This window comes from Rhizobium sp. YTU87027 (assembly GCF_050644135.1).
GTDB lineage: Bacteria > Pseudomonadota > Alphaproteobacteria > Rhizobiales > Rhizobiaceae > Rhizobium.
This window is the reverse complement of the sequence record NZ_CP098440.1, coordinates 1,740,134-1,753,667: the sequence shown is the minus strand read 5'-3', so window position 1 is coordinate 1,753,667 and position 13,534 is coordinate 1,740,134. Positions and strand designations below refer to the sequence as shown.

The 13,534-nt window shown below is 61.3% G+C and carries 10 protein-coding genes and 1 riboswitch; of the genes, 7 read left to right on the top strand and 3 right to left on the bottom strand.

The annotated features are described in order from the left end of the window. Positions 1-141 precede the first annotated feature (141 nt). Positions 142-1,140 (bottom strand): glycine betaine ABC transporter substrate-binding protein, encoded by a 999-nt coding sequence (locus tag NBG89_RS08855; protein ID WP_431322500.1) that lies wholly within the window; start codon positions 1,138-1,140, stop codon positions 142-144. A 561-nt stretch (positions 1,141-1,701) separates the two neighbouring features. On the opposite strand from NBG89_RS08855, the gene NBG89_RS08850 reads away from it, so the two are divergent. Next, positions 1,702-3,156: a cobyric acid synthase gene (locus NBG89_RS08850; protein WP_431322499.1), complete on the top strand. Its 1,455-nt coding sequence runs from the start codon at positions 1,702-1,704 to the stop codon at positions 3,154-3,156. Here NBG89_RS08850 and NBG89_RS08845 read toward each other — a convergent pair. Continuing rightward, the gene (locus NBG89_RS08845) at positions 3,153-4,943 is read right to left on the bottom strand and encodes a chloride channel protein (RefSeq protein WP_431322498.1); all 1,791 of its coding nucleotides are present in this window, start codon (positions 4,941-4,943) and stop codon (positions 3,153-3,155) included. The two genes, NBG89_RS08850 and NBG89_RS08845, sit on opposite strands and share 4 nt — an antisense overlap. A gap of 243 nt (positions 4,944-5,186) precedes the next feature. After that, positions 5,187-5,583, top strand: a riboswitch (cobalamin riboswitch). A 129-nt stretch (positions 5,584-5,712) separates the two neighbouring features. Here NBG89_RS08845 and cobU point away from each other — a divergent pair. From cobU to NBG89_RS08820, 5 genes are read left to right on the top strand one after another with little or no spacing between them, the layout of a single operon-like run. After that, a complete protein-coding gene (gene cobU / locus NBG89_RS08840; RefSeq protein ID WP_431322497.1) occupies positions 5,713-6,237 on the top strand; it encodes a bifunctional adenosylcobinamide kinase/adenosylcobinamide-phosphate guanylyltransferase in 525 nt (174 codons plus the stop codon). Positions 6,238-6,242: 5 nt separating this feature from the next. Continuing rightward, positions 6,243-7,292 (top strand): cobalamin biosynthesis protein CobW, encoded by a 1,050-nt coding sequence (cobW, locus tag NBG89_RS08835; protein ID WP_431322496.1) that lies wholly within the window; start codon positions 6,243-6,245, stop codon positions 7,290-7,292. Between the two features lie 9 nt (positions 7,293-7,301). Then, on the top strand, positions 7,302-11,084 hold the full coding sequence (cobN, locus tag NBG89_RS08830; protein WP_431322495.1) for a cobaltochelatase subunit CobN: 3,783 nt from the start codon (positions 7,302-7,304) through the stop codon (positions 11,082-11,084). A 1-nt stretch (position 11,085) separates the two neighbouring features. Continuing rightward, complete coding sequence (cobO, locus tag NBG89_RS08825) at positions 11,086-11,718, top strand: cob(I)yrinic acid a,c-diamide adenosyltransferase (protein WP_431322494.1); 633 nt, start codon at positions 11,086-11,088, stop codon at positions 11,716-11,718. After that, the gene (locus NBG89_RS08820; protein ID WP_431322493.1) at positions 11,718-12,143 is read left to right on the top strand and encodes an EamA family transporter; all 426 of its coding nucleotides are present in this window, start codon (positions 11,718-11,720) and stop codon (positions 12,141-12,143) included. The genes cobO and NBG89_RS08820 overlap by 1 nt, the downstream gene beginning before the upstream one ends. 36 nt (positions 12,144-12,179) lie before the next feature. Here the strand turns inward: NBG89_RS08820 and NBG89_RS08815 are convergent, their stop codons facing one another. Beyond that, positions 12,180-12,965 carry a TSUP family transporter gene (locus NBG89_RS08815; RefSeq protein ID WP_431322645.1) on the bottom strand — a complete coding sequence of 262 codons (786 nt, stop codon included), beginning with the start codon at positions 12,963-12,965 and terminating at the stop codon, positions 12,180-12,182. A 97-nt stretch (positions 12,966-13,062) separates the two neighbouring features. On the opposite strand from NBG89_RS08815, the gene NBG89_RS08810 reads away from it, so the two are divergent. Next, positions 13,063-13,482 (top strand): cobalamin biosynthesis protein, encoded by a 420-nt coding sequence (locus NBG89_RS08810; RefSeq protein ID WP_431322644.1) that lies wholly within the window; start codon positions 13,063-13,065, stop codon positions 13,480-13,482. Positions 13,483-13,534 lie beyond the last annotated feature (52 nt).

The window sequence follows — 13,534 nt, the reverse complement described above, 5'->3', positions numbered from 1 at the left end:
GTTCTCCTTGTCTGGGGCAAGCGGTTTGGCGCGATTCGGGCGCAAGCAGTCGCTGCTTATAGGAAAACCGCAACATCACAGGGAAGAGGTGCTCATCGTATGCGCGGACCGATCGTTCGGCGGGCGATCGTCTTGCTTGCCCTAGAGCGCGGCCTTGACCTTCTGAGCGACATCGGTCGGAACCCATTTGGTCCACAGGGCGGCATAGTTCTGCAGGAAGTAAATCGTGGCTTCCTCGTTGCTCTTGCGGTTTTCGTCCTGCCAGGCCAGCACTTCGTTGATCGTCATGTTGTCCCATGACCGGACCTTCAAGTAGTCCATCGCTGGTCCGGCCCGATCGGCGAAGGATTTTGTGACGATCGTGTAGGCCCGCGAGACGGGATAAGAGTTTACTTGCGGCCGGGCGCAACCGGGGACCGATGTGCATTTGTCCCATTCTGCCTTGTTATGACCGACGCCGAAGCTGAGGAGGGTCATGTCGTATTTGCCGAGAATGGCTGTCGGGGCCCAGTAGTAGCCAAGCCAGCCGATCTTTTTCTGGAACGCGGTTGCGATGGAATCATCAAGTTCTTGCGGGCTGCTCGTCTCAACAAGCTGAAACCCATTCTTGTCGGCTCCAAGCGCGCGGAACAGATTTGCCGTTGAAATCTGGCAGCTCCACCCGACGGGACAACTATAGACCGCGCCCTGCGATGAATTGCCTGGTGCCGGGAAGAGCTCGGGATGCCTGAGCGCGTCCTCTACGCTGCGGATATCGGGATTGGCATCGGCGATAAATTTCGGTATCCACCAGCCCTCGACCGCACCCTCTGAGAGGATTTCGGCCGCCTGGATCAGCTTGCCCTCCCTGACCGCGTTATCGAGTTCGGTACGCACTGAATTGATCCAGAACTCCGAAGCAATATCCGGCTCACCTTTTCCGTTCATCGAGAGGAACGTCGGCATCGTGTCGCCCGGGACGATTTTGACCGAGCAGCCGTACCCCTTCTCGAGAATGAACTTATCGAAGTTAGCGGCAATGCCGGCCGAAGCCCACTTCATCTCGGCGATGGTGACGTTACCGCAGTCGGCAGCCTGCGCAGATGCGGCCGCTGCATAAATTCCGAGGGTGAGCAGGATTGAAGTGCAGAGAGATCTCATCTTGCGTTCCCTTTTGCTGCCGCGGCCACAACCTAGGCGTTCCGCTTGCGGGGACCCCTTGTGCTGTTTGTCCGGGCTGTCGCTGTGGTGCTCGTCTTGGCACCTTGATGCGCAGCCTACGCGTTCAGTTGCGGAAATCAATTGTCTTCTGCGCTTGAGGTACGGAGTCTAAGCGTATGATTTGAAATCGTTAATGCCGGTCTCACCAAAAGGTTACCGTCTGCGCCGTAAGATCGCGCCGGCAAAGCTGCCAGCGCCGCCCTGATCGTCGAGAAAAGTCAGAAAATGCCGAAATTCATCTTTGCTCAAGGGGCTGCTAACCTTCCGGTAACAATGTGGCGCTATCTGTTGTTGCGTAGCGGGGGACACCGCTGCTTCTCCGGATCAGGTAGTGCGTCCCGGAGAACGTGAGCTTCGTCGTGTATGGGCGAACGCGCCAGCGTATTTCGGCAGGCCGCGCAACCGAACGGTTGACGCGGCCTTCGCATTTTCAGCGCCTGAGATTGACCGCAGCAGAGACGCCGTTGTAGGCCGGGTCGAGTTCTCCGGAGTTCCACGACAATGACCAAGGCCATCATGCTGCAAGGGACCGGCTCCGATGTCGGCAAGACCGTTCTTGTTGCGGGTCTTTGTCGGCTTGCTGCCAATCGTGGCCTCTCGGTTCGTCCTTTCAAGCCCCAGAACATGTCCAACAATGCTGCCGTGGCTGACGACGGCGGCGAGATCGGTCGCGCGCAGTGGCTGCAATCGCTCGCCGCGCGGGTGCCGTCCTCGGTGCACATGAACCCCGTTCTGCTCAAGCCGCAGACCGAATTCGGCAGCCAGATCATCGTTCAAGGGAAGGTCTGGGGGCAGGCCAGGGGACGAGACTATCAGAAGCTCAAACCGGCACTGCTCGACTACGTCATGCAGAGCTTTTCCGAGGTTTCGGTCGGAACGGATCTTGTGATCGTGGAAGGCGCTGGCTCGCCTGCCGAGATCAATCTCAGGGCCGGCGATATCGCCAATATGGGGTTTGCGACACGCGCCGGCGTGCCTGTGGTCCTCGTTGGCGACATCGATCGCGGTGGCGTGATCGCGTCGCTGGTCGGCACCCACACGATCCTCTCCGCTGAAGACCGGGCAATGATATCCGGCTACATCATCAACAAGTTTCGCGGTGACGTTTCGCTGTTCGACACGGGCATCGACGCGGTGCGCCGCTTCACCGGCTGGCCGTGCTTTGGCGTTGTGCCATGGCTCAAGCAGGCATCGCGATTGCCGGCCGAAGACTCGGTGGCATTGGAGAGGTTGGCACGCGGTGGCAGCGGCGCACTCAAGATTGCCGTGCCGGTCTTTTCCCGGATCGCAAATTTCGACGACTTCGATCCGCTAAGAGCCGAGCCTGATGTCGAGTTGGTTTTCGTCCGTGCGGGCGAGCGGCTGCCCGGGGATGCGCAACTGGTCGTGCTGCCGGGCTCGAAATCAACGATATCTGACCTTGCGGATATGCGTGCGCAGGGCTGGGATGCCGACCTCCTGGCCCATGTGAAGCGCGGCGGGCGGGTTATCGGTATTTGCGGCGGTTATCAGATGCTCGGGTGGAAGGTGCATGATCCGCTGGGTATTGAGGGGCATGCGACGGAGGTGGCGGGTCTCGGGTTGCTTGACGTGGAGACGGAGATGGCGCCTCAAAAGACCGTCCGCAACAGTGTTGCGACAGCGGTGGAGGACGGCTCCCCGCTTTCCGGCTATCAGATCCACCTCGGCATCACGGCCGGAGAAGATTGTGGCCGGCCGTTCGCGATCGTTGATGGAAAGCCGGATGGTGCGGTATCTGCAGACGGTCGAATTGTCGGAACCTATCTGCATGGGCTTTTCGCGAGCGACTTCTATCGATCTCGGTTGCTCCGGAGTTTCGGCCTTTCCGGCGAGGCGAGCGATTATCGTGCCGGTGTCGAGAAGGCCTTGGACCACGTCGCAGCCGAGCTGGAAGCATGTCTTGACCGCCGCTGGCTTGACGAACTCTTCGGCTAGATCTCGCCGGATATTTCGCGGCGGCGGCGATCGAGCTCTTCGCTGTAGCGGCGCAACGTATGTGCCTCGCTCAGCTGTCCGACGACCTTGCGCTCAATCAGATTGTTGACGACGGCGAGGGCTTCGCTTTCGGTCTTGTCGAAGATGGCGGCTGCCTGCTTGGCGTTCATTTGCGGCTGCAGGAAATCGTTCTTGTAGCGGATGAATTCGCTGAGATCCTTGCCGGTTTCGTCGGTGTCGGTCAGGTTTGCGTAAATGTCCGGGACGAGAACGAGGCCACTGTATTTGCCTGTATCATCGACCAGGACCACGCGCTGCGCCGAACCGATGGGGAAGCGTTCCTTGAATCCGTCGATGGTGAGGGCAGCGTTGGCCGTCTTAACATCGGCGCGCATCAGGCGGTCGACAGTCAAGTTGCGGATCCAGCCGACATCGTGAGCGCTGCGAATGCTCTCGCCGCGCAGGTGGAAGCGCCATGTTGCGAAGGAGTAGCCGAAGGTGCTGCGCACGACGAGCGAGGAGGTGATGACCGCCGCCAGCACCAGCGCGGTAATTGGAAAGTCGCCGGTAATTTCGAGCGCGAGAAACGTCATCGTCAGTGGCCCGCCGATAACGGCGACCGCAAGCGAGCTCATGCCGACGACCGCGTAGATGACGGGTGTCAGCGTGGCGTGAGCGAAGTAGGGTGCGGAATAGGCGAAGAGTTTCCCCACCAACGCCCCCATGAAAAGGGACGCGAAGAACAGGCCGCCTCTGAAGCCGGAGCCGATTGAGATAGCGGAGGCGAAGGCCTTCAGGAGGAAAAGACCCACAAGTGCCGGGATCGCGATATCGCGTCCGAGATTGAGGTGTAGCGCGCCGTGGCCGGCTGACAGCACCTGCGGCGTGATCAGCGCGAGCAGACCGACGACGATGCCGCCAAGGGCAGGACGCAGCGGCGTTGTGATGGAACTCCTGCGAGCCAATTCCTCGATCCAGGCGACGCCCTGCATGATCATGATCCCGATGCCCGCGCAAAACGCGCCGAGGAGGAGGGCCGGTACATAGTCGGCTGGCATGACTGTACCGAAGCTGCCAACGTCGATCAGGAAATCGCTGCCGGCGAGCAGACGCGCAATCTGCGTCGAGACCAGTGCGGAAACGACGACCGGCGTCAGCGAAACGATGGTGTAGGAGCCAATGATGAGCTCGAATGCATAGAAGGCGCCCGTCAGCGGTGCGTTGAAAGCGGCTGCAATGGCTCCCGCTGCGCCGCATCCGACGAGAACACGTAGGTCCGAGCGGCGAAGTTGTAGTTTGAGGCCAAGTTTAGAGGCCAGCCCTGCCGCCAACTGCGTGTAGCCGGCTTCTAGGCCGACCGAGGCACCGAAGCCGTTCGAAATGAGATTCTGGACCGCAACCAGAATACTATCGGTGAGAGATAGCCGACCGCCATGCAGCGCGTTTGCCTCGATCGGGTCCACCATTGGCTTCTTGCGGGTCTTGGCAAGCACAAACAGCAAGAGCCCGAGCAGCAAGCCGCCGCAAACCGGTGCGGTCAGCAACAGGAGCTTGTTGTCGATCTGCGATGAGCTCAACCTGTCGACGTCGCTGATTCCGAAGATGAGACTGTGCATTTCGCGGGAAACGAGGCTCATGCCTGTCACGGCCAGGCCGGAGATTACCCCGACCATCGCGCCGGCGATGACCATCCCCATCTCGCTGCGCCGCAGCAGAGCGCGCATCCGCCCGATATCGAGAAGGGTATGAAACGGACCGAAACGGCGGATATTGATTTTTAGGAGCATGACAGGAAAATAGGCAGGTACAGGCGCGATCAAGTGCGGTGAGGGAAGGGCAAGCCAATGGCGCGACCCGCTTGCGACGCAATTGCGGCAAAAGCCCGGCGCCGGCAATAATTATTTGTGACGTAAACTACTGATAAAAGACGATAAATTTGGTAGAGAAGGTCGTCTTGGTGTGGTTTTAGGCATGCATTAGCATTCCACTCAGCGACGGCTTGATTGACTTCGCCAGTGGCCTTGCCTAACGATGAATTCATAACGGATGGTTCCGGACCGGTTGAATCGGTGCGGATGAAAAGGGAATGTGAAGCGGTGGACCCAATCAGGGCACCGTCATCATAGCCGACCCCGCGACTGTAGAGCGGTCAGGGTTTTCCGTCCGACGTTGGTTTCGCGTGGCTGACAGTCTGCGATGGTGCAGGCGGGTGGCGCGGAAGTGGCGACGGAAAAGTCACTGGCAGTGCATCATGATCAACCGGGGCAGGACGCCTCTTACGTCTACGAATCGTCCGCCTTTTCATGAAATGCAGCCGGGAAGGCGAGGAGGACCCGCTGGCACGATCTGGGGCGACCGGTTTCCGGTCTGCCCCGGTCGCGGCCAAAACCCGCGAGCCAGGAGACCTGCCAACCGTGCCGGGCGAGAAGCCCATTCCTGGGCGATGCCCGCTGCCAGCACGGAGGTTGTCATGGCTGAAAGACAGATTTGCCGGCTGCGCTCTGCAGCCGTTCCGGTTTCTTCCGGATCGCTTCCGCAGATCGGACAGCATCTACGATGAGCCCTCTATCATCCGGCGCGACGTTTGTCCTGGGCGGTGCGCGCTCGGGAAAATCACGCTTTGCCGAGCAAGTAGTCGTCTCGATCGGCCTGGAGCGCCATTACGTGGCGACGGGTCGGGCTTGGGACGACGAGATGCGCGCCCGTATCGACAAGCACAAGGCTGACCGTGGCGATCTCTGGCATACCCACGAAGAGCCTCTTGATCTGGTCGGCTGCCTGCGGGCGATCGATGGCGAGGGACGGGCGATCCTTGTTGATTGCCTGACGCTTTGGGTCACCAACCTGATGATGGAAGAGCGCGACACTGAGGCCGAGTTTGCCTCGCTTGCCGCGTATCTGCCGACGGCGCGTGCGCGCCTTGTCATCGTTTCCAATGAGGTCGGCCTCGGCATCGTTCCGGAAAACCGCATGGCCCGGGAGTTCCGGGATCATGCCGGCCGCTTGCATCAAATGATCGCGGCTCAGGCCGCGGATGTGTATTTTATCGCGGCCGGACTGCCGCTGAAGATGAAGGGTTGAATTTCATGAACCAGCAGAAAATCCCGGCGACCGTGATCACCGGCTTCCTCGGCGCCGGCAAGACGACGATGATCCGCAATCTGCTTTCCAACACCAACGGCAAGAAGATCGCGCTTATTATCAATGAGTTCGGCGATCTCGGTGTCGACGGCGAGGTGCTCAAGGGCTGCGGCGCCGAGAATTGCACCGAGGACGACATCATCGAGCTCACCAACGGCTGCATCTGCTGCACGGTTGCTGACGACTTCATTCCGACGATGACGAAGCTTTTGGAGCGCGAGCAGCGCCCCGACCATATCGTCATCGAAACCTCTGGTCTCGCGCTGCCGCAGCCGCTCGTTGCGGCCTTCAATTGGCCGGACATTCGCACGCAGGTCACGGTGGATGGCGTCGTTACCGTCGTCGACAGCGCCGCCGTCGCCGCTGGCCGGTTTGCCGACGATCACGATGCCGTCGAGGCCCGCCGCGTGGAAGACGAGTCGCTCGACCATGAGAGCCCGATCGAGGAGCTTTTCGAGGACCAGCTGACCTGCGCCGATCTGATCGTGCTCAACAAGACCGACCTGCTCGACACCGCCGGCCTTGGCCGCGTCCGCGACGAGGTCGCTTCGCGTATCGCCCGCAAGCCCGTGATGATCGAGGCGCGCAACGGCGAGGTCCCGGCGAGCGTGCTGCTTGGGCTCGGTGTCGGAACGGAAGACGATGTAGTCAATCGCAAGTCCCATCACGAGCTCGAACATGAGGACGGCGTGCCGCATGATCATGACGAGTTCGACAGCTTCGTGGTCGAGCTTGGCCCGGTTGCCGAGCCTGCCTCATTCGTGGATGCGCTGAAGGGCATCATCGGCGAGCATGACGTGCTGCGGCTTAAGGGCTTCGTCGACGTTCCCGACAAGCCGATGCGTCTGCAGTTGCAGGCGGTCGGAAGCCGCATCGACCATTATTTCGATCGCGCCTGGGCGCCGGGCGAAGCGCGCGGCACCCGCCTCGTCGTCATCGGCCTGCACGAGATGGACGAAGCGGCGGTACGCAAGGCGATCGAAGCGCTGGCATAAGGCAGACCCATGCATCTGCTTCTGGCACAGCAGGGAACGATCAGCGACGGCGAGGAGGCGATCGATCTCGGTCAGTCTCCCGGCAAGGTCCTGTTCCTGTCGGCTGCCGATACCGAGCTTGCAGCGATGGCCGCCGCTTACGACGAAGCGGTGACTGGCTTTTCGCTGCGGCTCGCAAGTCTGATGAGCCTCAAGCATCCGATGTCGGTCGATGCCTATGTCGAGCGGACAGCTCGCCATGCGAAGCTGATCGTCGTCAGGGCGCTGGGTGGCGCCAGTTACTTCCACTATGCGCTGGAGGCGCTTCATGCAGTAGCGGCGCGGTCTGGCGCGCTGATCGCCGTGTTGCCGGGAGATTCGAAGCCCGATGCGGGTTTGACGCCGTTTTCGAATGTTCCGCTTGAGGATCTGAACGCGCTTTGGGCATATCTCATCGAGGGTGGCGACGGCAATTCGCGGGCGTTTCTCTCCTATGCCGGTGCGATGCTGTCAGGCGCGGAAAAGCCGGAAGCGGCGTCGCCGCTGATGAAGGCGGGCATATGGTGGCCGGGCAAGGGCGTGCTTGGGGTCGACGAGTGGAAGGCTGCCTGCGACGAGCGGCTTCGCGCTCTTCGGGACAACACGCGTCTCCCGACGGTCGCTATCAGCTTCTATCGCGCGCTTGTGCAAAGCGGCGAGACAAGGCCGGTCGAAGCTCTTGTCGACACGCTGCTGGCGGAGGGCATCCGGCCGTTGCCGGTATTCGCCTACAGCCTCAAGGATCCGGTGTCGAAGGGCATTCTGGAAAGCGTGTTTGATGTCATCAAGCCCGCGGTGGTGATCAACACGACAGGCTTTGCCGTGTCGGCGCCGGGCGCGGATCGCGAGCCGACGGTGCTCGAGGCCAATGATGCCGTTGTGCTTCAGGCGATCTTTTCAGCGTCGTCGCGTCAGGCGTGGGCCTCGTCCTCGCAGGGGCTCTCTGCGCGCGATCTCGGCATGAACGTCGCTCTGCCCGAAGTGGATGGGCGGGTGTTGTCTCGTGCCGTCTCCTTCAAATCGGCGGCCCGTTACGATGCGAGGGTCGAGGCCAACATTGTCGGCAGCGAGCCCGACATCGAACGGATGCGCTATACCGCGAGGCTTGCCGCGAATTGGGCGAAGCTACGCACCACTAGCGCTGGTGAGAGGCGCGTCGCGCTACTCCTCGCGAACTATCCGAACCGCGATGGCAGGCTCGGCAACGGCGTCGGGCTGGATACGCCAGCGGGCACTGTCGAGGTTCTGAAAGCCATGCGCGGCGCCGGCTATGCGGTAGAGGATGTGCCTGCCGACGGCGATCAGTTGATCCGGCGCCTGATGGAGGGGCCGACAAACTCAGGCAGCGACGGGAAGCTTATTCGTGAATCGCTTTCCTTGAGTCGTTACAAAGCTTTCTTCGGAAATCTTCCGAAAAAGATTCAGGATGAAATCGGTGCGCGCTGGGGTGAGCCGGAAGCTGATTCCTATGTCGTGGAGGGCGCCTTTGCGCTGCCTTTCATGCGGCTTGGCGAGGTGCTGGTCGGCATCCAACCGGCGCGCGGCTACAACATCGATCCGAAGGAAAGCTACCATTCGCCGGATCTCGTGCCGCCGCATGGCTATCTCGCCTTCTATGTATTCCTTCGTCATGAGTTCGGCGCTCACGCCGTTATTCACATGGGCAAGCACGGCAATCTCGAATGGTTGCCCGGTAAGGCGCTGGCGCTGTCAGAGGAGTGCTACCCGGAAGCCATCCTTGGCCCGATGCCGCATCTCTATCCCTTCATCGTCAACGATCCCGGTGAGGGAACGCAGGCAAAGCGTCGTTCTGCTGCTGTCATCATCGATCACCTGACGCCGCCGCTGACGCGTGCAGAGAGTTACGGGCCGCTGAAGGATCTGGAGGCGCTGGTCGACGAATATTACGAGGCATCGGGCGGCGATCCGCGCCGAATCCGGCTTCTCAGCAAGCAGATCCTCGATCTCGTCGCGGATATCGGCCTTGATCGCGATGCCGGCATCGACAAGGGCGAAAGCGAGACCGAGGCATTGAAGAAACTCGACGCCTATCTCTGCGATCTCAAGGAGATGCAGATCCGCGACGGCCTGCATGTTTTCGGCGTCTCGCCGCAGGGCCGGCTGCTGACGGATCTGACGGTTGCACTGGCGCGGGTTCCGCGCGGGCTCGGCCAGGGCGGTGACCGCAGCCTTCAGCGCGCTATTGCCGCGGACCTGGGCTTGGAGTTGGACCCGCTCGATTGCGACATGGCGGAGGCTTGGAGCGGTCCGCTTCCTGATGTTCTTGCAAGCGCTGGGGATGCTATATGGCGGACGAACGGCGATACCGTCGAGCGGATCGAACTGCTTGCGGCACGTCTGGTCGCCGGCGAGCTTGGTTGTCCGGAAGGTTGGGATGCCACTCAGGCTGTTCTCGCGGAGATCGAAACGCGGTTGAAGCCCGCCATTCTCGCCTGCGGGACTGCTGAGATCGAAGGTCTGCTTCGAGGGCTCGACGGCCGTTTCGTAGCGCCGGGACCATCAGGTGCGCCGACGCGGGGCCGACCGGACGTGCTGCCGACCGGACGGAATTTCTACTCGGTCGACAGCCGGGCTGTGCCGACGCCGGCGGCCTACGAGCTCGGGAAGAAGTCCGCTGAACTGCTGATCCGCCGCTACGTGCAGGATCACGGCGAGTGGCCGGTCTCCTTCGGCCTGACCGCCTGGGGCACCTCGAACATGCGCACCGGCGGCGACGATATCGCCCAGGCGCTCGCCCTGATCGGCGTGAAGCCGGTGTGGGACATGACCTCGCGGCGCGTCACCGGCTATGAAATCATTCCGCCCGCGCTGCTGCGTCGGCCGCGCGTCGATGTGACATTGCGTATCTCCGGCTTCTTCCGGGACGCCTTTCCGGAGCAGATCGCGCTGTTCGACAAGGCAATCCGTGCGGTTGGGGCGCTGGAAGAGGATGCCACCGACAATCCGATTGCGGAGCGCATGCGCGGCCAGGCTGCCCGTCTTGGGGCGGCGGGACTGGATGCAGCGCAGGCTGCTCGCCGCGCCGGCTATCGCATCTTCGGTTCGAAGCCTGGCGCTTACGGTGCCGGTCTGCAGGCGCTGATCGATGAGAAGGGGTGGGAGCGCCGCGCCGATCTGGCCGAAGCCTATCTTGTCTGGGGAAGTTATGCTTATGGCGCAGGCGAAGAGGGCCGGGCGGAGCGTGGCGTCTTCGAAGAACGGCTGCGCTCGATCCAGGCGGTCGTGCAGAACCAGGACAATCGCGAACACGACCTTCTCGACAGCGACGACTACTACCAGTTCGAGGGCGGGATGGCGGCTGCGGCCGAAATGCTGGCGGGCGATCGGCCATCGATCTATCACAACGACCATTCGAGGCCCGAGAAGCCGGTGATTCGATCTCTGGAAGAAGAGATCGGGCGTGTCGTACGTGGCCGCGTCGTCAATCCGAAGTGGATCGATGGCGTCATGCGCCATGGCTACAAGGGTGCCGTCGAGATTGCCGCGACCGTCGATTACCTCTTTGCCTTTGCGGCGACGACGGGTGCCGTTGGCAACCATCACTTCGAAGCTGTCTACCAGGCTTTCGTGGTGGATACTGAGGTCCGCGATTTCATGATCGAGAAGAATCCAGCCGCCTTCGCCGACATGAAGGAGCGGCTGCTGGAAGCGATCGATCGCAGCCTCTGGACGCCGCGCAGCAATTCGGCGCGGTTCGACCTTTCAGACACATTCGGCTTGCATCAAGGCAAGCTTACATCCGGGGAATATTGAGATGACCGACGAAACCACCGAAGCCGCTGGCCACGACGACGCCCGCCACGCCGAGAAGATGGCGAAGAAGAAGGCCGCCCGCGACAAGATCATGGCGACGAAGACGGACGAAAAGGGCCTGATCATCGTCCATACTGGCAAGGGCAAGGGTAAATCGTCGTCGGCCTTCGGAATGATCTTCCGGCATATCGCGCACGGCAAGCCTTCGGCCGTCGTGCAGTTCATCAAGGGCGCGATGTGGACCGGGGAGCGCGACCTGATCGAAAAGCACTTTTCCGATGTCTGCCAGTTCCACACCATGGGCGAGGGCTTTACCTGGGAGACGCAGGATCGCGCTCGCGATGTAGCGGCCGCCGGTGCCGCCTGGGAGAAGGCCAAAGAGCTGATCCGCGACGAGCGCAATTCGATGGTGCTGCTTGACGAGATCAACATCGCGCTTCGATATGATTATCTCGATATCAACGAGGTCGTGGAGTTTCTGAAGAACGAGAAGCCGTATATGACTCATGTCGTTCTGACCGGGCGCAACGCCAAGGACGAACTGATCGAGATCGCCGATCTCGTGACCGAGATGGAGCTTATCAAGCATCCCTTCCGCTCGGGCATCAAGGGGCAGCCGGGCGTGGAGTTCTGATGACGCAGAGCTGGATTTTCTGGGCGGTGCTTTCGGCGGCTTTCGCCGCATTGACAGCGATCTTTGCCAAGATCGGCGTTGCCGGCATCAGTTCCGATCTCGCCACCCTGATCCGCACCGTCGTTATTGTCTTCATCATCAGCGCCATTGTCGCGGCAACCGGGCAGTGGCAGCCGTTCTCCAGCATTTCAGGCAAGACGTGGTTGTTCCTCTGCCTTTCGGGGGCGGCGACCGGCGCCTCCTGGCTTGCCTATTTCCGCGCATTGAAGATCGGCGATGCTGCACGCGTCGCCCCGATCGACAAGCTTTCGATCGTTCTCGTCGCGGTTTTCGGCGTCGTCTTCCTCGGTGAGAAGCTGAACCTCATGAACTGGCTCGGCGTGGGCCTGATCGCTGGTGGGGCGCTCCTGCTCGCTCTATTCTAAGCGTTTCCGCAATTTACGCGAGGCAGACCGCCAATATCAGATCTCGAGCCAGACGCGGATCGGATTGGCTGGATCGGCCAGAAGCTTGATCGTAAAGGCGATGCAGACGATGACGAGCAGTGGCTTGATCAGGCGCGCGCCCGTGCGCATCGCAAGGCGCGAGCCTAGCTGCGCGCCCAGGAACTGGCAGACGCCCATCATCAGCCCGATCTTCCAAATGATCGCGCCGAAGGAAACGAAGACGATGAGAGCGCCAACATTGGAGCCGAAATTCAACAGTTTGGTGTGCGCCGTCGCCTTCAGCATGCCGAAACCGGCAAGAGACACGAACGACAGCATGAAGAACGATCCCGTGCCGGGACCAAAGACACCGTCGTAAAATCCGATGGCCGGTACCAACGTCAGGCCGAAAACGAAGGGCGTGATGCGGCGATGCTTGTCGACATCACCGAGGTTCGGCTTCAGCGCAAAATAGAGTGCGATTGCCACCAGAAGGACCGGCATGATCGCGCGCAACACGTCGCCCGGTACGATCGTTGCCAAGGCAGCGCCAAGGGAGCCGCCGAAGATTGCCATCAGCGCCATCGGCAGCTGGGTGCGTAGGTGAACATGTCCCTTACGGGCATAGGCGATCGTCGCGGAGGCTGCCCCGAATACGGACTGTACCTTGTTGGTGCCGAGTGTTTGCAGCGGCGGAATACCCGCGATCAGCATCGCCGGGACGGTGATCAAGCCCCCGCCGCCGGCGATGGAATCGACGAAGCCAGCAAAAAAGCCGGCCGCGGCCAGCATGAAGATGAGATGAGGGGCAAGATCGGACAAGGAGGGAACTCTGGAGCGTGGTACGCGGCGCATGTTGCATTTCCGGCCCTGTGCTGCAATGGCTTGGTGGACACAGGGGCAGGTTTCATTGTCGCACGTGACTGGATTTGTATTCGATGGGGCGCACCGGCATGTACTCGGCATCGGCTGCGAGCGTGGAACGCCTCAAGACGAGGTAACCGAGCTTGCCAGTGCGGCGCTGGCGGTGGCTGGCATCGGCCCGGGTGAGCTTGCGGGCGTCGCATCTATCGACACGCGCGGCAACGAGCCCGCGATCCTTGGGTTGGCACGTGACCTCGGGGTGCCACTCCTTTTCTTCAGTGCGCTGCGGCTCGAAGAGGAAACGCCGAGGCTGAAAAATCCTTCGACCACTGTCTTCGCCCGGGTGGGGTGTCATGGGGTCGCGGAATCCGCTGCGCTGGCAGCGATTGGACCGCATGCGGAGCTTGTTGTTCCGAAGATCAAGTCGCCGCGCGCGACGGCGGCGGTTGCGTGTGGCCTGTTGCAGAAAGATTAGCGGGCGCTATGGTGGCACCGACTTCGCGGCGCCGTCCGGCTGCCCTGCGACA